Origin of the sequence: Schinkia azotoformans LMG 9581, assembly GCF_000307855.1 — a bacterium.
GTDB classification, from domain to species: Bacteria; Bacillota; Bacilli; order Bacillales; family Bacillaceae_J; genus Schinkia; species Schinkia azotoformans.
This window is the reverse complement of sequence record NZ_AJLR01000147.1, coordinates 91677-113902: the sequence shown is the minus strand read 5'-3', so window position 1 is coordinate 113902 and position 22226 is coordinate 91677. Positions and strand designations below refer to the sequence as shown.

At 37.5% G+C, this 22226-nt stretch carries 20 protein-coding genes; 4 read left to right on the top strand and 16 right to left on the bottom strand.

Annotated elements, in window-relative coordinates; genetic code table 11:
- Positions 1–912 (top strand): response regulator, encoded by a 912-nt coding sequence (locus BAZO_RS18175; RefSeq protein ID WP_003332897.1) that lies wholly within the window; start codon positions 1–3, stop codon positions 910–912.
- A 21-nt stretch (positions 913–933) separates the two neighbouring features.
- Here BAZO_RS18175 and BAZO_RS18170 read toward each other — a convergent pair whose 3' ends face one another.
- On the bottom strand, positions 934–1839 hold the full coding sequence (locus BAZO_RS18170) for a 4Fe-4S dicluster domain-containing protein (RefSeq protein ID WP_003332895.1): 906 nt from the start codon (positions 1837–1839) through the stop codon (positions 934–936).
- A gap of 213 nt (positions 1840–2052) precedes the next feature.
- Here BAZO_RS18170 and BAZO_RS18165 point away from each other — a divergent pair, with 213 nt between their 5' ends.
- From BAZO_RS18165 to BAZO_RS18155, 3 genes are read left to right on the top strand one after another with little or no spacing between them, the layout of a single operon-like run.
- A complete protein-coding gene (locus tag BAZO_RS18165; RefSeq protein ID WP_003332894.1) occupies positions 2053–3303 on the top strand; it encodes a PucR family transcriptional regulator in 1251 nt (416 codons plus the stop codon).
- 17 nt (positions 3304–3320) lie between these two features.
- The gene (locus BAZO_RS18160) at positions 3321–5342 is read left to right on the top strand and encodes a molybdopterin-dependent oxidoreductase (RefSeq protein WP_003332893.1); all 2022 of its coding nucleotides are present in this window, start codon (positions 3321–3323) and stop codon (positions 5340–5342) included.
- A complete protein-coding gene (locus BAZO_RS18155) occupies positions 5335–5883 on the top strand; it encodes a 4Fe-4S dicluster domain-containing protein (RefSeq protein WP_003332892.1) in 549 nt (182 codons plus the stop codon). The genes BAZO_RS18160 and BAZO_RS18155 overlap by 8 nt, the downstream gene beginning before the upstream one ends.
- Before the next feature lie 65 nt (positions 5884–5948).
- On the opposite strand, the gene BAZO_RS18150 is transcribed toward BAZO_RS18155, so the two are convergent.
- The 15 genes from BAZO_RS18150 to BAZO_RS18080 form a co-directional block, all read right to left on the bottom strand.
- Positions 5949–6782, bottom strand: coding sequence for a dimethyl sulfoxide reductase anchor subunit family protein (locus BAZO_RS18150; RefSeq protein WP_003332891.1), 834 nt, complete (start codon positions 6780–6782; stop codon positions 5949–5951).
- Positions 6783–6796: 14 nt separating this feature from the next.
- Positions 6797–7369, bottom strand: coding sequence for a DMSO/selenate family reductase complex B subunit (locus BAZO_RS18145; RefSeq protein ID WP_003332890.1), 573 nt, complete (start codon positions 7367–7369; stop codon positions 6797–6799).
- Positions 7370–7392: 23 nt separating this feature from the next.
- Positions 7393–9792 (bottom strand): DMSO/selenate family reductase complex A subunit, encoded by a 2400-nt coding sequence (locus BAZO_RS18140; protein WP_003332889.1) that lies wholly within the window; start codon positions 9790–9792, stop codon positions 7393–7395.
- 30 nt (positions 9793–9822) lie between these two features.
- The gene (locus tag BAZO_RS18135) at positions 9823–10500 is read right to left on the bottom strand and encodes a TorD/DmsD family molecular chaperone (protein WP_003332888.1); all 678 of its coding nucleotides are present in this window, start codon (positions 10498–10500) and stop codon (positions 9823–9825) included.
- A gap of 223 nt (positions 10501–10723) precedes the next feature.
- Complete coding sequence (locus tag BAZO_RS18130) at positions 10724–11584, bottom strand: class II fructose-bisphosphate aldolase (RefSeq protein ID WP_003332887.1); 861 nt, start codon at positions 11582–11584, stop codon at positions 10724–10726.
- Positions 11585–11607: 23 nt separating this feature from the next.
- Complete coding sequence (pfkA, locus tag BAZO_RS18125; RefSeq protein ID WP_003332886.1) at positions 11608–12567, bottom strand: 6-phosphofructokinase; 960 nt, start codon at positions 12565–12567, stop codon at positions 11608–11610.
- A gap of 42 nt (positions 12568–12609) precedes the next feature.
- Complete coding sequence (locus tag BAZO_RS18120) at positions 12610–13572, bottom strand: DMT family transporter (protein WP_003332884.1); 963 nt, start codon at positions 13570–13572, stop codon at positions 12610–12612.
- 57 nt (positions 13573–13629) lie between these two features.
- Entirely contained in the window at positions 13630–14712 is a 1083-nt protein-coding gene (locus BAZO_RS18115; RefSeq protein ID WP_003332883.1) for a tartrate dehydrogenase, read from the bottom strand.
- Between the two features lie 47 nt (positions 14713–14759).
- Complete coding sequence (locus tag BAZO_RS18110; protein ID WP_003332882.1) at positions 14760–16187, bottom strand: aldehyde dehydrogenase family protein; 1428 nt, start codon at positions 16185–16187, stop codon at positions 14760–14762.
- 38 nt (positions 16188–16225) lie between these two features.
- Entirely contained in the window at positions 16226–17185 is a 960-nt protein-coding gene (locus BAZO_RS18105) for a transketolase family protein (RefSeq protein ID WP_003332881.1), read from the bottom strand.
- Between the two features lies 1 nt (position 17186).
- Positions 17187–18044: a transketolase gene (locus BAZO_RS18100; RefSeq protein WP_003332880.1), complete on the bottom strand. Its 858-nt coding sequence runs from the start codon at positions 18042–18044 to the stop codon at positions 17187–17189.
- Positions 18045–18134: 90 nt separating this feature from the next.
- Positions 18135–19409, bottom strand: coding sequence for a TRAP transporter large permease (locus BAZO_RS18095; RefSeq protein WP_003332879.1), 1275 nt, complete (start codon positions 19407–19409; stop codon positions 18135–18137).
- A gap of 4 nt (positions 19410–19413) precedes the next feature.
- The gene (locus BAZO_RS18090; RefSeq protein WP_003332878.1) at positions 19414–19905 is read right to left on the bottom strand and encodes a TRAP transporter small permease; all 492 of its coding nucleotides are present in this window, start codon (positions 19903–19905) and stop codon (positions 19414–19416) included.
- A 108-nt stretch (positions 19906–20013) separates the two neighbouring features.
- Entirely contained in the window at positions 20014–21039 is a 1026-nt protein-coding gene (locus BAZO_RS18085; RefSeq protein ID WP_003332877.1) for a TRAP transporter substrate-binding protein, read from the bottom strand.
- 92 nt (positions 21040–21131) lie between these two features.
- Positions 21132–22223, bottom strand: a complete 1092-nt coding sequence (locus BAZO_RS18080) for an NAD(P)-dependent alcohol dehydrogenase (RefSeq protein WP_003332876.1) — start codon at positions 22221–22223, stop codon at positions 21132–21134.
- Positions 22224–22226: the final 3 nt, after the last annotated feature.

Sequence of the window (22226 nt, the reverse complement as noted above, 5' to 3'; positions counted from 1 at the left end):
GTGCGATTTTTTCTAGTAGATGATGATGCGTCTGTTCGAGCTATGCTTGCCGATATAATAGAAGATGAAGATTTTGGAACGATTGAAGGGGAAGCAAGTGATGGCTCAGAGGTAACAGATTCTTTATTAACTGCCAAAGATATCGATATATTAATCATTGATTTATTAATGCCCAAGCAGGATGGAATTGAAACGATTCGTCGAATTAGACCCGCTTATCAAGGGAAAATCGTAATGGTTTCACAAGTCGAAATTAAGGAATTAATCGGTGAAGCTTTTTCGTTGGGGATTGAATATTACATTATGAAGCCCATAAATCGGCTTGAGGTCATTGGCGTTTTAACAAAAGTAAAAGAACGGATCCTCCTTGAAAAATCAATCCATAATATACAACAATCACTAAACCAATTGAATAACATGGCTATTCAATTACCTGAAAGAAACTCAGTCGTTCAATCTTCGAACAATATAGCGGAGGCGGCAAAGCATAAACTATTAGACTTAGGCATCCTATGTGAAGGGGGCCATAAGGATCTCTTAGACATTTTGGAAGTGTTGAAACAACAAGAACTTGAAGGGAAACATGAAATTCCTCCTTTAAAAGAACTTTTTGAAGAGGTTGCACTAAAAAGGCTCGGGATTAAAGATCAAAAAGAGGCAAAAGCTTCAGAGCAAAGAGTAAGACGGGCCCTTCATCAATCCCTTGAACATATTGCTTCTTTAGGAATCAATGATTTTTCAAACCCAACGTTTGGGCATTATGCCTCCACTTATTTTGATTTCCCGCAAGTACGGATGAAAATGTTGGAGCTTGAAGGGAAACAACCAGAGGAAAATGGACATGCAAGAATTAACATTAAGAAGTTCATTCAAGTACTTTATATGGAAGTAAACCAAGAATCCCGCCTTTAAATACCAGGCGGGATTTCTGTATTAGTGAATATCTAATAAATTTTTCCTTTTCTCACAAGGCACACATACTTCATCGGATTCAATTAATGTTTTGAAGTTTTGACCACATGTACTACATACCTTTGTTACTACAGGTAAATTCAAAATTTTATGGGCAGATACTTTTTCAATCACGGTTAATGCTTTTTCCGGGCAAATATCCTCGCACAAATGACAGGCTGAACAGCTTTGGGCATTTAAGATAAAACTATCATCTGATATATTTAAGCATTTATGATGACAAAGAAATTCACATGCTTTACATAATGTACATTTACTAGTATCCAATGTAATTTCAGCAAATTGATGACTAGGGTAATATTTTGCTAGTTGTAAATCCTCTTGATTGAAGCGCCATTTAGCCGGTGCCATCTTAACCACGAGCGACTTCGCTTCTTTTTTCCAGCTGAAAAATAATTCTCTTCTTGTCATTTCAATGGTCGCTTCCTCCATTTTTTCATTCATGAAAGTAAAAGGAGGCTCGCCTAGAAGGTGTAGAATCTCATTCGTATCCTCAATTGATTTCCGCCAATGCACGGATAATTCACCATCATAGGCTATTTCTGTTATGCCCTTTTTATAATAAACTAATAATTCCTTTATTGATGGCACTTGGTCCCCTGTAATCACCAATCGATGATTCTTAACAGTCCTTTCCGGAAAAATCCCGGCAACTGCCTGAACAGAACAAGCGGCAATACAGTCCCCGCATTGTGTACATTGTTCCGAGTTAATAGAAGGAATTCCCTTCACAAAGGAAATCGCATTACTTTTGCAGCTTTCCACACATTTTTTGCACTTTGAACGGGGGCTTTTGTGGTGCGTGCAAGATTTTAAAATTTCATATTCATATGTTAAACTCTCTGCCCACAAACTTAGCAATCCCATACATATCCCCCACTTTATTCTTGTTAATTATTTCACAAATTCATTTCTTACTATACATTATAAATTCTTTTAACTTCGAAAAGTATGGTCAATCTAAACGAATTATTGAAAGTTTTTTTGTACAAACCTACAACTATTTTCTTACGGAATTGTGACATTGATTGTTCTTCCAAAATTAGTACGGTAAGATAATTTAGAAGCGGAATAAACAACATGAAAATAAGAGAAAGGCAGGATAAAATCATGAAAGACTACCAAGATATCCCTGATTATGCAAATGAGCTATTAGTTGCATCAAGTATAGGTATTGACCAACTTCTACAAAAGCTAAAGTCTCTACTTTCTCTTCCAATCACCATTACGGATCCTCTTTATAATGTATTATTTTCATCCGATGTCACTATAAATTCTGAGACCTTTTCTTCCTCTGTCTTTGAAGAGATGAATACGACCAATCATAACAATGCTAGAATGTATCAGATTCAAACGATAGACAACAAAATGGTAGGATTGGCCGCCCCTATCATTTCTAAGAATACAACCTTTGGTTTTCTGTTTATCCTTGGCGAAGACCCTATTGAAATCTACCAATATAGCGAAATCGCAAAATTTACTGCATCATTATGTGCTATTCAGATGCAAAAACAGCGGGAAATGAACCAGGAAAAGGTTAAATATAAAGTCGCCTTTTTATTTGATCTGCTTTATGGAAATATGAAACAAAGAGAAGATATTATTGAATACGGAAATATATGGGGATGGAATTTTAATAACCCTCATCAAACGATCGTTTTTTCATTAACGGATTTTAATCACTTTTCTGCAGAAAAACAAATCTTAAACAGAATACACAGCTATATAGGAAAAATACTGTCCGATTGTGGGAAAATCCCGATCACTTTGATTAAACAAAATCAGGTTATTGTGATTTATCCACTCCAAACGATCGATGACCCGGTTAACAGCAGGGATGAAGTTAAGCAATTTTCTCATTCAGTCATTAATTATATCCATTCGATATATCCGGAGTATAAAGTAGTCTGTGGAATTGGCAAGGTTTATAGTAACCCAACTGAATTGTTTCGAAGCTTCCAAGAGGCAAAAGTTGCCTATGATTTAGGGATATTACTAAACATCGACATCCCTTTCTTTTCTGAATTAGGATTAGAAAGAATTCTTTATAAACATGATCTTCAGGATTTAAAGGAATATTATGAAACGATTTTAGGAGATTTGGAAAAATATGATGCTGTTAATGACGGGGATTTAATGGAAACATTAGAGGCATTTGCCGCCAATCATTTTGACATTACCCAAACGGCAAAGGCTTTATTTCTTCACCGTAATACATTGCGCTACCGTCTCAAAAGAATTGAGGAAATTCTAAATATAAAGCTGGAGGATTTCAATATAAAACTTGATATTTCCGCCGCTTTTAAAATTAAGCAGCTGCATCAATTGTAAAAGGAGATGCCTTAACTTTGAAACTTCAAATTATTAGAAATACATGTCCCCGAAACTGTTACGGAACATGTGGAATTCTTTCCTATGTTGATAATGGCAAACTTATTAAGGTTACCGGTGATCCGAACCATGGCTTTAATCAAGGCAGATTATGCGCAAAAGGATACGCCTATACCCAATATGTCTACCATCCTGATCGCCTCAAATTCCCAATGATCCAAAAACCAAGAGGCTCAGGAAATTGGACTAGAATTTCCTGGGATGAAGCCTACACAATCATAGCCAATAAAATGATTGAATTAAATCAAAGATACGGTTCCAATCTAGCTTTAGGCTATAACAAATTTTCCGGCAATCTTGGTATCCTTCATTATGCAACAGAAGGGATGTTCAACAGTTTTGGACCACATACGAAAACATTCGGGAACCCCTGTGCACAAACAGGCAGACTTGCTATCAAGAATTCATTCGGGGATAACTATTCTTCTGTCCCGGAAAATATGGCAAATGCTAGTTTAATAGTCATCTGGGGTTCCAACCCGGCTGTTACCAATGTTCACCAAATGAAATTTATTTATGAAGCGCGAAGAAAAGGGGCCAAGCTTGTTGTCATTGACCCTATCTATACGGAAACAGCTAAAAAAGCCGATTTATATATTCAAATAAAGCCTGGTACAGATATGTGGTTAGCGCTAGGAATTGCAAAAATCCTTATAGAAAGTGGAAAATATGAGGAAGGTTTTATCGAAAAGCAAGCCCTTGGATGGGATGCCTTTAAAACCTTTCTTGAAAAGAATTTAACAATTACCGAAGTTATCGAAAAGACAGGAGTACCATTGAAAGCAATCGAAGAATTGACTTCCCTATATTACTCAATTAAACCAACAGTCACATGGATTGGATTAGGACTGCAACGGAGCCATTTTGGAAAAAGTGGCATAGAAGCTATTAATAGTTTAGCAGCCATGACCGGAAATCTTTCCATACCTAATGGGGGTCTTTATTTCGTACACTTTGATGTTGAACAATTTCCTTTAACGTTGTTAAACCATCGTGGGCCTGACCATCCTGCTATTCCATATTCACGGGAAATTGACATCAGCGACTTTTCAGAGAGTGCACTTTCACTACAAAATCCCCCATTAAAATTACTATGGATTGCATCAAGAAACATCGTTAGCCAGGATCAAAATCTTAAAGCGTGGGAAGAGTTAAATAAACAAATGGAACTCATTGTCACCGTGGACCTTTTCATGACAAAGACGGCTGAACAATCTGATATTGTCTTGCCGGCTGCAAGTCATTTTGAAGAAGAAGACTTACATGTAGGTTATTGGCACTATTGGTTATCGATCAACCAAAAGGCAATACCTCCTTTTTATGAAGCAAAAAGTGATTTAACAATTGCGCGTGAACTGACTACTAAGCTTAATGAACTATCGCCTGGTTTTTCCAATTTCCCTGCAGATAAAGAGCCGATCGATTGGATTAAGGAAGAATTGACACCTGAAATGATGGAACTTTATAACATCGAAAGCTATAAAGATTTACTAGAAGGCCCACATCAAAAAAAGAAAAGTAATATTTTTTTGGAGCAGGAAGAACAGATTCGTTTATTGTCACCTGAAAAGATAGCAGAAGGAGAGCAATTTCATGATGCATTTGCCAAGGAGAATGAATTTCCATATCAACTGCTTACACCACAAAAATTGCTTAAAATTCATTCTCAATATGAAATGAACCCATGGCTACATTCAGGTGATCAGGAAATGATGATTGAGATTTCTGATGATATTGCACGAAGCCACAACCTTCAAGACAAGATGAAAGTAGAGGTATTTAACGAGCACGGGATGATAACCGGTAGGGTAAGAATTAATAAGCTTTTACCCAAAAATATAGTCCTTGCCCCACAGGCAGGCCATGACCCTATTAATCAATTAATCTACGTGAAAAATGAAAATGACCAGAGTGAATCTAGTGTATTCTTTTATGACAGCAGAGTTAAGATTAGGAAATGGGGGGAAGCCCATGTTTAAACAGCTTGGATTCCTATTCAATGCCGATGATTGTATAGGTTGTAAAGCGTGTGAAATAGCATGCAAAAATGAAAATCAAACACCTGTTTCTGTAAATTGGCGGAAGGTGAAACGAATTTCTCCTGATATGTTCTTGTCCGTTTCTTGCAATCATTGTGACAGTCCAGAATGCTTCCGTGTCTGCCCTGAACGCGCTTTTACGAAACGGCATGACGGCATCGTGCAAATTGACCAAAACCTATGTACAGGCTGTCAATTATGCGTCAGTGCTTGCCCGTATGAGGCGCCGCAATTTGATCCTGAGACCCAAAAGGTTAGCAAATGCCAAATGTGCTACCCAAGACAAGATAAAGGTTTGCTACCGGCATGCGTAGAGGCCTGCACAACAAAGTCTTTAAACATTATTGATTTGAATAACTTTTACGATGATAATGCCGTACCGACCATTGAAGGCTTTCCCCATATTCAAATTACTAAACCTTCGATTGCATTCTATTCCGTTAAAACTAGAAAGAGATATTTTTTAAATAACGAAGACTAGAAAAAGGGCTGTAAGAAAAAGGGAGGGGAACTTACAGCCCTGCTAAAGACCATTAACTTAACAAATTATGAACCAAGAACATAAAACACATATCTACTCATGCCTTCAGCTAAAATTATTGCTGCTAAAGCAAGGTAAGCAAAGGATAGAGAAACCTTTTTGTTCGTTGCCATTGCCATAAAGCCCAAGACACCTACACCAATGACTTCGATAATCCAGCGTAATGCAACCGTACCTTGATATCCCGCTAATTCAGTCATTGCATTCACACCAGTAATCATATTAACCTCAGGCATTACTGTTCCAAACAAAGCCAATCCAATTAATTGAATCGCGATTCCAGCCATTGCGATGTAAAATGAGTATTTAATCAAGCTTTGTGCTTTTTCTTTAAGTGCAGGTGCAATAAAGCTTACTGCTAATACTGGACCTAGCACTAAAGCCGTACCGTAAAAAGACGTAAAGGTATTGATTGAATTCCAGCCACTTACTAAGGTTTTGGCATAAATCGCAGCCATACAGTAAATATCGACTAAACCGATCAAGGTTGAGACTAATAGTAGATTCGGATTTACCTTTTTCTGTACAATAGCTAAGCCTGCTGTAATAAATACTGCAGCAATAAACATACCTGTTACAAGAATCTCACGACTCATCCAAGAAGAGCCGATATTTCGAATCGTATTAAACGCATTCGTTGGTGTCCCTAAATGTGCAAAAGATGCAATTAATCCGATTAATGATAACCCGGCAATGATAAAGAGTGGCATGCGCATTGCCGCATATGTCTTCTCCTTACCACTATCGGATATTTTCTTGTAAAACAACCAGAGCATTAGCATTCCGCCAATCGCTGCCTGCATACAGACTGTGAAAATTAATAATGGCCATTCATGCATGGTAGGAACCTCCTTTATTTTGCTGCCTTATGGGCACCAATTACAATGCTCGGATTTGTAATCGATGAACTTGGCAGACCTTTGATATCTTTTGTATTTCCATATTTCTTTTGCAGTTCTTCAAGTGGGCCGTATTCAAGCGCGCGCATTGGGCATGAACCTACGCAAACAGGGTCTTCACCTTTGGCAATTAAATCAATACAGAAATCACATTTTGTCATTTTTCCAAGAGTTTCATTATATTGCGGTGCCCCATATGGACAATTCCACATGCAATACTTACAGCCCACACATTTATCGTGATCAATAACGACTACCCCGTCTTCTTCTCTTTTGTGCATAGCCTGTGTTGGACAGTTTTCCACACATTTAGGGTGTTCACAGTGATTACAAGAAATGGATGTAAAAAAGGTTTCGATGTGCTGAATAACTGAATCCTTTCTTTCGACATAATCACCTTCCGAGAATTCATAAACTCTTCGATAGTTAATTCCTACATCTAAATCGTTTTTATCTTTACATGAGACAACACATGCTTTACATCCTGAACAATAATTATTATTTATATAAAAACCTAACTGTGTCATTTTTTTCACTCCTTTCTATAAATCTATGCTTTTTTTACTTCAACTAAATTAGTATGCTGTGGATTCCCCTTCGCTAACGGCGACGGACGTTGACTAGTAAGGGTATTAATAGCTCCGCGTTGATCAATACCATTTTTATCTGGAGCCCACCATGCCCCTTGAGGAATGGCAACTGTTCCTGGAATTACTCGATTAGTTAGTTTTACAGGAATATGCACTTCACCTCGATCATTAAATACACTTGCTTTGTCCCCATCTTTAATGTTTCTTTCCATTGCATCTTTCTTGTTCATCCACATCACTTGCGGGCCTGCTTCTTCCAGCCATTTGTTATTATCAAAGGTTGAGTGGCAGCGGCGTTTGTAATGCCAGCCAATCAGCTGTAATGGATACTTTTTGATTAAAGGATCTTGTGGACCTTCCCATGATGGGATGTATTTTGCAATGGCTGGAATTTCTTCATGGTCGTTCATATCCCATAAATCTTTAGAGAAAATTTCAATTTTACCTGATGGTGTTTCAAATTTATTATTTGCAGGATCTTTGATTTGGTCTTCAAAAGCAATATACGATTTGTCTAAAGATACTTGATAAACTCCCATCTTTTGAAACTCTTCAAATGTCGGGAAATTTGGATCTTTCTTTCTAGATTCTTCGATAGACCACTTGATCCAATCCATTTGTGTTTTTCCTTCTGTAAATTCTTGCTCAATCCCTAACTTTTTAGCGAGCATTGTTAACCACTCATAGTCAGCTTTAGATTCATACATACTTTCGATACATTGTTGCGAAAGTATCGCATGCTGTGATGGGGCCCATGTTGTACCTATATCCCATCTTTCCATAAACGTGTTAGAAGGTAATAATATATCTGCAAACTTGGCGCTTGGTGTCATAAACACGTCACTAACAACAATTAATTCTGCTAAACTTTCATCCTTCAAAATTTCAGCTGTTCTATTGCAATCTGAATGTTGGTTAATTAATGTATTTCCAGCTAAATTAAAGATTGCTTTAATACTGGTAGGAAGTGTCTCATGACCTTCTGGAAGGCCGTTCACACCATCTTTGGCTCCCATTTCAGTTCCACGGACAACCGCATCTGTCCATAAGAAACATGGAATAGAAAGATCCCCCAGTGGGTTTTTTCCTTTGGGAACAGCTGTAGTCTTAACAAGACTTATATAGCCTGTTCCTGATGCCCAACCGCCTTTAATACCTACATTACCTGTTATTGCTGCAAGCGCCGTTCCACCCCGAACATATTGTTCGCCATATGCTTGTCTTTGCGGCCCCCAGCCTGTCATTAAGGCTGATGGTTTATTGGTTGCATATTCACGAGCAAGCTTCCGAATAATATCCGCTGGCACTTTACAAATTTTTTCAGCCCACTCCGGTGTTTTGGGTACTCCATCTTTGTCTCCTAAAATATAACTCTTTAAGGATTCTCCAGTTGGAATTCCTTCCGGCATATGTTCTTCATCAAACCCAATACAGTATTTATCTAAGAATGTTTGATCATGTAAGTTTTCTGAGATAATAACATACATCATTCCGTCCATCATCGCTGCATCTGTAGTTGGGGCAATTGCAATCCATTCATCTGCTAATGTAACGGCTGTATCTGATTGTCTTGGATCAATAACAACGATTTTTACGCCCGCTTCTTTTGCTTTCCTTAAATAATAGTCTGTTAAACCAAAACGCGTTTCAACCGGATTATGACCCCATAAAATAATTAGCTTAGAGTCAGATAATGTATCTAAACTATTTCCTGTTTGTGTTGTGCCATACGTATAATTTGTTGCATGTGTAACTTGTGCAGAGCTATAGGAATTGTAATATCCGAGATATCCCCCAGTTAATGCAAATAACCTTTGAATCATATTTCCTGCCCCAATAATACTTCCTGAATGGCCTGATGCATAGTTGCTATAACGGCTCGCGGGACCATATTGTTTTGTGATTCTTGTTAATTCATTTGCAATATAATCGATAGCTTCTTCCCAAGAAATTTGTTCGAATTTCCCTTCACCACGCTTGCCAACTCGCTTCATTGGATATTTTAAACGGTCAGGGTTATATACAAATTGGCGGTAGCCGCGACCTCTGATACAGCCACGCAGTTGTGGCATTTCGAATTTATCTTCTTTTGCATCAGTACTTAGTCTTGTGATGACGCCGTCTTTAATGTGGGCTTTGATTAAGCATCTACCTCCACAGTTAATCGTTGAACAGGTCGTTAATATTTGTTCGTTCATTAATTCATTTTCCTTAGAAGCCGCCATTACTTTTGAAGCAATCTGTGATTTTCCAACAAACCCTCCAACGACTACTGGCGCTGTTACCGCACCAGACCATTTAAGAAAACTTCTCCGTGACATTGATTTACCAATTATCTTGTCAAATAATTGACCACTCATTTTAACCTACCTCCTTAATAAAAACCTAATTTATGAAAGTAACTCATTTAGAACCTGTGAATCAAACTTAATAAAGCCATCCAACAAATCTGCAATTCCTAAAAATAAAGTTGAGCTTGCATTATTTTTTATATCCCCTGTAAATTGCGGCATCCATAATGCCAGATGTTTATCAACCATATCTTTTTGCCCCATTAATAGAGTTCTTCTTGTTTTTTCGTTTTTCTCTTGAAGTGTTTTTTCTATTAAAAGAATCATAAATTCTAGTTCAAACGCGATATGGTCTTCCGCCTCGACATGTTGGTTTGGTTTTTTTTCAATTTCAAGACCAAATTGCTGAAATAGCTGTCTTACTTCAAAGGTCGGAAAATCGAATAAAGCGTGTTCCTTCCCTCTATAAACAGATTCCCAAGGTGGGGCAGGCAATGAATACGGTCCGATAAATAACCGGAAATAGTCGTCTCTTGCCAATTGTAATGATTCCTCTATATGTTCAGATTTGAAGAAGTCATATAGCAGCTTTCCACCTTGATCCAAATCTAGTAAACCCTCAATGTTACCTCCCTCCTGAATTTCTTTATACGTTTCAAGCGTGAATGGTTTTGACAGTAATAAATGAAATAGTTGATAAAAACTTTTTCTTGCCATGTGTATTTCAATTTGTTCGGTATCAAGCTGAGTATCAACTTTTTGATCTATCATCTGCATTTCTTACACCTCCAATTTTCAGCTTTCGTTCGAAATCTTGGTTTGTTTAATTGTGAATAGATTCACATTTGATTTATAGTTTCATTATAGATTCATTGTTTTTTGTTTCATACGGTCATAAAAAACAAAAAAGCCAATCGATTTTTGTACCGATTGACAATTTTGGTTTAGGATATTACGATTTTGTGAAATTGTAGATAATAAAAAGATTGATTTTGAATACCTATAGAGCCTTTCCTGAAGAACCAAATTCACGTATTTTAACGATTACCGTTTCTTTTATCGCTTCCCGTCCTGGTCCAATAAACTTTCGAGGATCATACACTTTTGAATCAGTATTTAGTATTTCACGAACAACTTTTGTGAATTCAATTTGATTTTCTGTATTCACATTAATTTTTGACGTCCCTAATGATATTGATTTCTTAATTTGTTCAGTTGGAATCCCCGTTCCACCATGTAATACTAATGGCAATCCAATCATTGTACATATCTCTTCCATTTCTTCAAAGCCTAATTTGGGCTCACCTTTATAAGGTCCATGAACAGAGCCTAAAGCTGGTGCTAAACAGTCAATTCCTGTTAGTCTTACTAATTCCTCACATTCCTTCGGATCCGCGTAAATTACACCATCGGCGACTACATCGTCCTCTTGGCCACCTACAGTTCCTAATTCCGCTTCTACTGAAACCCCTCTTTCATGGGCATACTCTACAACTTGCTTTGTTATTTTTACGTTTTCTTCAAAAGAATGATGGGATGCATCGATCATAACAGATGTAAATCCCGCATCTATGGCGGCCTTGCATTTTTCAAAGCTTGATCCGTGATCCAAATGAATTGCAACTGGTACCGAAATTTCCATTTCTTCAATAAGAGCTTTAACCATTGCGGTTACAACGCTGAAGCCACCCATATAACGAGCGGCCCCTTCCGAAACCCCTAAAATCACTGGTGATTTCTCTTCCTCAGCCGCGCCTAAAATTGCTTGCGTCCATTCCAAATTATTTATATTAAACTGACCAACAGCATATTTTTCTTTTAATGCTTTATCTAACATTTCTTTCATTGAAACTAGTGCCATAATGAATTCCTCCTAGAAATACCTTATATAGATAAACTTCGTGCTAAATAAAAGTCAGCCATATTTACTTTATGCTTATCTTCATATGCTTTATCAAAAGGGACATGGACTAATTGGCATTTTCTCCACCCAACCATTACCCCTTTTTCACCATCAACTAACATGTCAACTGCTTTGGCTCCCATTCGACTGGCCATCATTCTGTCATAAGCAGTTGGTGACCCTCCGCGTTGAAGATGCCCAAGGACAATAACCCTTGTTTCAAGATTAAACTTTTCCTTTATGATTGTTTTAAGATCTTCACCACTGCATACACCTTCAGCAACAACAATAATGCTATGCATTTTTCCTCGTTTTTGACCTTGTTGAATACGAATAATAATATCCTCAACATTTTGAGGGGCTTCCGGAATTATTATTGATTCAGCACCAGAACATAAACCCGACCACAAAGCAATATCTCCTGCCTCTCGTCCCATCACTTCAATAATGCAAATACGTTCATGTGAATAAGCAGTGTCTCTTATTTTATCAATTGCCTCCATAACGGTATTAACAGCTGTGTCAAATCCAATCGAATACTCGGTTCCCGCAATATCATTATCAATTGTTCCGGGGATACCGATTGTAGGAAAACCCTGTTCTACTAATTTCCCTGCACCTTTAAACGATCCATCTCCCCCAATTACAATTAAACCTTCAATATCCACTTTATTTAACGACTTTAAAGCAAGATGTTGTCCTTCGACTGTTTTGAATAATTCACTTCGAGCACTTCTTAATATAGTGCCACCACGGTGTATAATATCACCAACACTTCCAAGGTCCATCTTTTGAAAGTCTCCATTTATTAAACCCTCATATCCATGTCTTACACCATAAACCTCAAGTCCACAATAAATTCCGCGTCTTACAACTGCACGAATGGCAGCATTCATACCGGGTGCATCGCCGCCACTCGTTAAGACCGCAATCTTCTTCATGATTACCACCAATCTTTCTTATGTTACTATGCAACAAAAAAATCAGCCTTTTCCTGTGATCATTGGATGTGTCCGCTTGTAAATATAATAGTCTGCTAAACCAGAGCCTAAAATAACACTACCAACGATCAAAATAAATCCAAAAATATGTGATAAACTGATAAGTTCTCCCAAAAATAGGTACGATCCTACTAATGAAAAGAAAGGTGGTATATTTAGAAAAACGGCTGTTTTACCTGCCCCAATATATTGAATTGCGTGGTTATAAAGTATTTGTCCGAGAGCAGTGGCAATAATTGCAGAACCCAGAAAAACACTCCATCCTAAAACTGTTCCATTTTTCAAACTACTTAATCCCTCTGGTTCTATTATAAAACTGATCACAAACAGGAAAAACGATCCCATAATAAGCATGTAGGCTGTTGTTAAAACCGCATCCATTGTTTCTGTTGCTTTTTTAATATAAATGAAACTTATCGCTTGAAAAATAACGGCAATGAAGATGTATATATCACCGTAACTTAAATGAATTCCTTGATTTCCTGCTAAAACAATGATAGAAACACCTATTATCCCAATAATAATTCCTATTATTCTTATAAATGTTAGTCGTTCCTTCAACATCAATGCTGCAAGTATTGATGTTAATAAGGGGACAATTCCAAAAATTAACCCTGCATTTGCTGCAGTAGTTCCTGTTAATCCAACGGACAAAAAGTAGTGGTGGCCCACAATTCCTACGAACATTGCCACTAAAATAAATAAGATCTCTCTTTTTTGCGGCAATCGAATTTTCTTTTGTATCCGTAACAATAGCCATACAACAATAGCAGCTAAGAAGATTCGTAGAGAAGTAATCGTAACTGCAAAAAATTGCTCTACAATAATTTTAATAGCAATAACATTAAATCCCCATACCATCATCACAAATAACAATTGTACATATAGCAGTTGCTTTCTCATATACTCCCAGCTTTCATGCTTTGGTACCTCAATATCTTCCATCATTAATCCTGCTAATTATAGATAAAACTATATAGGGAGATTAAATCTCCCTACTAATTAAATCACTTGCTGTACATTTTGATTTAATATCTCAACAACACGGTCTCCTACTTCTGCTGTCGATGCGATACCACCTAGGTCCGGAGTAAGTACCGCACTCTCTTCCACTAGAAATTCAATAGCTTTTAGAATTCTTTCTCCGATTTCTTCGTAACCTAAAAAGTCAAATATTTGGCTGACGGACCAAATCGCAGCAAGTGGATTGGCAATCCCTTTGCCTGCAATATCAGGGGCTGATCCATGGATTGGTTCAAACATCGATGGATATGATCTTTCCGGATTGATATTTGCACCAGCGGCCAATCCCATTCCACCTGCAAGGGCTGCACCAAGATCCGTTAAGATATCTCCAAATAAATTAGAAGTTACAACAACTTCAAAGCGGCCAGGATCTTTTACCATGAGCATTGCTGCTGCATCTACTAAATAAGAGTACGTCTTCACATCTGGATATTCCTCTTTTACCTCGTTAAACACTTCATCCCAAAATACCATTGAATAATTCAGAGCATTTCCTTTACTAATGCTTGTTAAAGTTTTTTCTTCTTTCGAAGCAATTTCAAAGGCATAACGAATAATTCGTTCTGTCCCTTTACGTGAAAACACACCAGTTTGTAACACTACCTCTTCCGGTTTCCCCTTGAATAGCCAGTCGCCCGCACCAGCATACTCGCCTTCACTATTTTCACGAATAAACAACATATCAATTGTATCCCTACTGCCATCAACTAAAGGACATGGAGCACCGTTTAATAATTTAATTGGACGAATATTAACATATTGATCAAATTCTTTGCGAATTCGCAGCAGCAGGTCCCAAAGAGAAATATGATCCGGCACTCCTGGGAAGCCCACAGCCCCTAAATAAATAGCATCAAAATTCTTTAGTTTCTCAAGACCGTCCTCATCCATCATTTTGTTATATTTTGAATAATATTCACAGCCCCATGGAAAGTACGTAAATTCGAACTGAAACCTGTCATCTAATTCTGCGACCTTTTTCATTACTTTTATTCCTTCGTCAACCACTTCTGGGCCAATTCCATCTCCTGCAATGACGGCAATTTTATATATCTTCATCTAACCATCTCTCTCTTTTAATAATTGTATGTTGTTAAAAAGGAATTTTACCCTTCCAAATTCACTACTACTGTAACAGTTTCAACTAGTTCTTGAATCGCGTAGGATGGACCCTCTTTACCATTTCCGCTTTCTTTTACACCGCCATAAGGCATTTGGTCTGTACGAAAGCAGCAGGTATCATTCACAATGATACCTCCAACCTCAAGCAGATAAGGAATTTTGTAGGATAAATTTAAATCAGAGGTATAAATACCTGCCTGAAGTCCATATTTAGAATCATTAACAAGCTCTATTGCCTCATTAATAGTTTCATAGGTTGAGACAACAACAATAGGAGCAAATGCTTCCTCGTCAACAACCTTCATTCCTTTTCTGGCATTTGTAATTACAGTAGGATAGTAAACGTTCTTCTCGCGTTTACCACCTGATAATATTTCGGCACCGCCATCTAATGCCTCCTTCACCCATAGTTCAATACGTTCCGCTTCTTTTTCACTAATCATCGGACCTACATTAGTTTCAGGATTTAATGGATCTCCTACTTTTAATAAAGAAACTTCATGTAAAAATTTCTCCATAAATTTCTCTTTAACAGACTCTTGAACAAAAATTCGTTGGACAGAAATACATATTTGACCCGCATGAGCAAACGCCATTTTTGCAAGTTTTGAAGCAGCCTTTTCAACATCTGCATCACTATGAACAATCGTAGCTGAGTTTGAACCAAGCTCTAATGTCGCCTTTCTTAGTCCAATTGTTCGGTTAATATGTTTCCCTACTTCAGGTGACCCTGTGAAAGTATAGTGGGCAATTCGTTCATCTTTAAGTAACTGCTCACCCACTGTACTGCCACTACCAACTACACATTGCACGTAGCCTTTTGGTACCCCAGCCTTCTCTAACAATTCACATAACTTAACAGCAATCGTTGCCGTTGTAGAAGCGGGCTTTAATATAACTGGATTTCCAGCTGCTAAGGCAGGTGCAACTTTATGCACTACAAGGTTTAATGGAAAGTTAAAAGGTGTTATGGCAGCAATTACACCAATTGGTTTCTTAACTGTGTAAAGGAACCGACCTTGGTGGTTATAATTTGGAATAATTTCACCCACGAGTTTTTTCGTTTCGTCTGCAGCCATTTGAATAGTAGAAACTGATCGATTTACTTCAGCTTTAGCATCAGTAATTGGTTTCCCGCCTTCTTGAGCAATTATTCTTGCAAATTCCTCAATATTTTCTTTTAATAGTTCCGCTGTTCGCATTAAAACTGTATAGCGGTAATCAGGTGCAAAAACAGTTTGCTTATATGCATGTACTGCTGCCCCAATCGCTTGATCTACTAAACTCTCATCTGCAACACACACTTCTGCAAAAAGTTCGCCAGTATATTTATTATAGATTTTTTGTGTATTTTTTGTTTCAACCCATTGGCCATTTATAAAAAGTTTTTCTTTTACGACACTGCTATTCATATGTCTTTTCTCCTATTCTTTTTTTCTTATTCTTTCTACTAATATTTTTTCTTCTTCAATGCTTTTTTAACGACATTGATAATATGATTAGTTGAGATTTCATATTTTTCTAGCATCTCTTCATTTGGACCTGACTCAGAATTTCGATCCTTTACACCTACACGAAGCATAGGTACAGGCCTCTCTTCAACAAGAACTTCAGCAACTGCACTACCTAGTCCACCATAAATGCTGTGTTCTTCAGCTGTAACGATCACACCTGTTTCTTCAGCCGCTTTAACGATTGCCTCTTTATCAATTGGTTTTATTGATGGCATGTGGATTACTGCAGCAGATATTCCTTCTACTTCAAGTAATTCAGCTGCTTCTATGGAACGGCTTGTTTCTGTTCCAGTTGAAATGATTGTAATATCATTACCTTCTTTTAAGGTAATAGCTTTCCCAATTTGAAATTCATAATCCTCTGAAAAAATAATTGGATAATTATCACGAGCCAAACGAATGTATACTGGACCGTTATATTGATGAGCAGCTTCCATCGCCTTCTCCACCTCAATACTATCTGCTGGTGCAAGCACAACCATATTTGCCAACGAACGGAAAATTGCAATATCCTCTAGGGCTTGATGAGTTTTTCCTGTCAAGCCAGTTAGTAAGCCACTGTATGCGCCAATCATTTTTACATCTAATTTAGGTTGTGCAACTTGTACCTGAATTTGATCGATTGCACGCTTCGAAAGAAATGCGGCGAATGTGGTAGCCCAAGGCTGTAAACCGGTTGTAGCAAGACCCGCAGCAACACTCATCATATTTTGTTCCGCTATACCAGTCTGTAAAAACTTTTCTGGATTATTTATCGCTACTATATCTGTCTTCGTAGAGGTAGCTAAATCACCATCAAGTGCATATACTTTTTTGTCATCTATTGACAATTGCAGTAATTTCTTTGCAAACCCATCTCTCATAGAAACCTTTTCTTTGGATAGTGTAGTTTTCATTTTAAACCCCCGCCTCCTCTTTAAGTTCTTGAATCGCACTATTAAATTCTTCATCTGTCGGAACACGTGAATGCCATGAATATTCATTCTCCATAAAACTAACGCCTTTTCCTTTTACAGTATTTGCAATGATAACGGTTGGCTTTCCAGTTGTAGAACGAGCTTTAGCGAATGCTTCGCTTATTTCTTGGTAGTTATGACCATCTATGCTAATAACATGCCATCCGAATGCTTCCCAACGTTTTTCTGGCTCAACTATTGGAGTTTGCCTTTTTCCATTTTCCCCAGCCCAGCCAAATTGTTGAAGTTTGTTATAGTCAAGGATAACAACAAGATTATCTAGACTGTATTTAACAGCCATATCTGCCGCCTCCCATACTTGCCCTTCTTGTGATTCTCCATCACCTAAGATGCAATACGTTCGAAAATCCTTATTTTGAAGCCTTGCACCTAATGCCATTCCAACCGCAGCTGAAATCCCTTGCCCTAAGGAGCCAGTAGACATATCAAGCCCCGGGAGTGCTTTCATATCTGGGTGGGCCTGAAGTCTTGAATTAATAGAATCAAATGTTTTTAATTCCTCAACTGGGAAATAGCCTTTTAACGCCAGCACAGAATAGAGTGCAATAGCAGAATGCCCTTTTGATAAAACAAAGCGATCACGGTTTTCGCCCTCTGGATTCTCTGGTGAGATATTCATTTCATTAAAATACAAACTAACTAGTAGATCGGTAGCAGACATCGGCCCACCAATGTGCCCTGCATTAGCGAGATATACGGTTTCAATAATTAGACGTCTAGCCTCAGAAGACTTTTGCTTTAATAAAAATAATTTTTCATCATTAAGAATTTGGCTCACTTTTAATTCCTCCTAGATTTTAGTTAAGCGCTTTACCAAAATGATACAATAATTAAGATAAGATATTTATCATCTTATCTTGTTATTTGCTTATTTCATAATAGATGGTAACCATGTGGAAAGTACAGGGACATAGGTAATAATCAATACATCAAGAATAAATACTAATATCAACGGGATGACCGCTCGAGCTATTTTTACAATAGAAAGCTTAGTTAGTTGTGAAACGACAAACAAATCAATCCCAACGGGAGGGGTAACTAAGCCAATCGCTAAGTTACAAACCATAATTACTCCAAAATGAACAGGATCAATTCCTAAATTCAACGCAGTCCCCATTAATAGTGGAACAAAGATTAAAATTGCTGCTCCCCCATCCAAGAACATCCCTGCAATGAAAAGAATAATATTTACGATAATTAAGAATGTATATTTATCTGTAACAAACTCAGAAATGGTGCTGTAAATAAGATCTGGTACGCTATTAATACCAATAAAGAAACCGAATAACCCAGCAGTTCCAATAACAATCATGATTATCGCACTGCTCACTGCTGAATCCTTAAGTGTTTCAACTAATTGTTGAAAACTAATTTCACGATAAATAACAAACCCAACAATAAAGGAATAAACAACAGCAACAACCGCTGCTTCAGTTGGAGTAAAGACCCCTGAATAGATTCCTCCTAAAACGATTAATGGCATTAAAATTGCTAAAATTGCTTCTTTAAACGCCTTCATAATTGTTGGAAAGTCTTTCTTTTCCTCACCCTTATAGCCACGGCGTTTTGCAATAATAAGGGCACTAACTAATAGAGAGAAAGTAATTAATAGACCTGGAATAATACCTGCTACAAAGAGATCGCCAATTGAGACTTCAGCAGCAACACCATATAAAATCATAGCAATACTCGGTGGTATAATAATTCCTAATGCACCAGAAACAGCCTGGTTAGCAGCTGCATACTCAATATGATATCCTCTTGCAACCATGGCAGGAATTAGAATCGAACCGATGGCAGCCGTTGTCGCTGCTCCAGATCCTGATATAGCCGCAAAAAACATCGAGGTAACAATGGCAACCATCGCAAGCCCTCCTGTGAAATGACCAACAAGTGAACTAGCAAAATTCACCAATCGCCTTGATATCCCTCCAACCCCCATCAAGTTACCTGCAAGGATGAAGAATGGAATAGCCATCAAGGGAAATGAGTTAAGGGAAACAAAAATCCTTTGGGGAATAATTTCCATAGGCATAGTCTCGTGCATCCAAACCCCTAAAACTGTGGACAATCCTAGAGAGAAAGCAATTGGTACACTCAAAAAAATAAAAATCATCAGAGAGATAAAAAATACTGGTAACATTCTTTCACTCCTTCCCTTCTATAAATTGTTCCAAAATACAAGTAACGGAATTTAGAAGAAGTAATAATCCTCCAATTGGCAACGAGAGATAAATAAAATACATCGAAATATGTGTGCCTGGTGCTATTTGATTACCAAAACTTTCAGCAACCTTTAAACCGTAAATCATTAAAATAATATAGAATACAATAGAAATCAAATGCACAAGGATAATTAAAATTCTTTTCACTTTGCCTTTTAATATTTCTGGAATTATTTCTACCGCTATTAATTTTCCATCCCTAAGCGCAAGCGCAGATCCGATTGCAACCATATAAATCATCAGGAATCGTGACAATTCTTCTGACCATGCCAAGGATGAACCTACTACATAGCGAGAAAAAACCTGCCAAAAAATAATGACTGACATAAAAGCCATGGAAAAGGCTAAAGCATATCCAAAAATCTTATTTAGGAAATCGACAAGTTTGATATATTTCAAGGTTATGTTTTTCATAGATTAAACTCCTTAATTTGAAGAAATTATCTGATTGGTACCAACCCTCCAGATATGTTCAACTGGAGGGTTATGGTGTTTTATCAGAGCAACTTCTCCTTGGAATTTCTAGTACTTTGTATTTTTTACTTTTTCAATAATTTCCTCTCCGATTATTGGAGCCCATTTTTCATATACTGCCGCTGTTTTAGCTTTGAATGACTCTTTATCTGGTTCAGTTATTTCAACACCATTCTCTGTAATGAACTTAGCAGCTTCAGCAATTTTATCATCATTTGCCTGTCTACCGATAGGCTCTGCATATTCAGCAGCTTTAACGACAGCTTCCTGCTGTTCAGGCGTTAAGCCATCAAATACAGACTTACTAATAGAAATTGGTCCTGGTGAAAATCTGTCTTCAAGCAGTGCTACGTGGCTTTGTACTTCATAAATCTTAGATGATTGAATTGTTGCTAATGAGTTCGAGTGACCGTCAATAACACCTTGCTGTAATCCTGTAAATACTTCTGTCCAAGCCATAGGTGTTGCATCCGCACCATATGATTTCCATGCATCAATTTGCAGTTCATTTTCCTGAACACGGATTTTCATTCCTTTAACGTCTTCAACACTGTTTATAGCTCCATTTGAAGAAGTTGCAACAAATCCATTTTCAACCCAGCCAAGAATCTTTACATTTGCTGCTTGCTCAAATTTTTGGGCTAGTTCGTTGCCAATTTCACCATCTAGTACAGCATGAGCGTGATCCTTATTATCAAACAAGAATGGTAGGTCAAACATGTTAAACTCTTTAACCCAGTTTCCCATTGGTCCTGCAGATTGTATTGCCATATCTAAAGATCCCATTCCCATTAATTCAAATACTTCTCTTTCCCCACCAAGAGAATTATTGTAATGAACTTTAACTGTCATTTGGTGATCAGTTAACTTTTCTAATTCTTCCCTGAAGGCTTGGGCTGCAATATCAAATTTGGCACCCTCCGGTTCCGGAATACTTAAATCAAGTACGATTTGTTTCGCATCTTCAGTTTTAGGTGTTGCTGACACTTGCTCGGTTTTTTCTTCACTTCCACATCCTACTAAAGCCAGTGATAAAGCTGTTGCTAATGTAGTCATCTTAAGAAATTTCTTCATTTAATATCCCCCTTGAATTTTTATATTGGAAGAGCTTTTTAATAGAAATCTAATCTTGTTTTCCCAAAAACTCTAATTCCCAAAAATGAAAGTTAGTTCGGATAAACCATCACCTTTAAACTCCCACTTCTGTTTGTATGAGCTTGTTTCATAGCTTCATTGATATCTTCTAATGAATATCGATCAGTAATAACATGCCCTATCTCATTGCCCATCGATTCTAGTATCTTAATAGCCAATGGGTACGTATTGGTATAGCGGTATACTGTAAATAAATCAATTTCATTTTGTAGCATCTTTGTTACATTAAGAGGTACTTCCTCCATTGCTGGAAATCCGATTGCAACGATCGTTCCTCCTCTCCGTACCATATTAATAGCGGATTGCAGTGCTTTTGCATTGCCTGAAGTCTCGATTATCATGTCGACTCCTTGACCTGAGGTTACATTATTAACTACATCATTTGTATCTACCTCTGTGAAATTAATGGCTCTAGTTGCACCTAATCGTTTCGCAGCTACAAGTCTTAATGGCTCCATATCACTGACAATAATTTCTGTAGCCCCAAATGCCTTTGCAGCGATAACCGTCATTAAACCAACCGGACCCATTCCGGTAATTAAAACAGTAGCTCCAGGTTTTAGATTGCCACGTCTCACCGCATGAATACCGACTGATAAAGGTTCTGCTAGTGTTGCAATTTCATAGGACAGGCTATCAGGTATTTCAAAAAGAAAGTTCTCATGATGTTTTAAATATTGTACAAAGGCACCTTTTACAGGTGGTGTTGATAAAAATTGTACATCTGGGCAAAGATTGTATCTCCCTTCTTTGCAATAATCGCAAGACAGGCAAGCAACACCAGGCTCTATAGCCACCCTGTCTCCGATTTTAAAACGAGTAACCTCGTCCCCAGCAGCGACAACTATACCAGCACATTCATGACCTTGAATATGAGGGTATTGAACAAGTCTATTACCGATGCGGCCGTGAGCATAATAATGAACATCTGATCCACAAATTCCTATGGCCATCATCTTAACTAGGACTTCTTTCCCTTTTACACTTGGTACTTCAATGTTTTCTACACTAACTTCCAAAGGCTTTTGCAAATATGCTGCTTTCATCGTTTTAGGGATTATAATTTCATTTTGTTCATTAGCTCTAAATCTTAGATTTATCATACA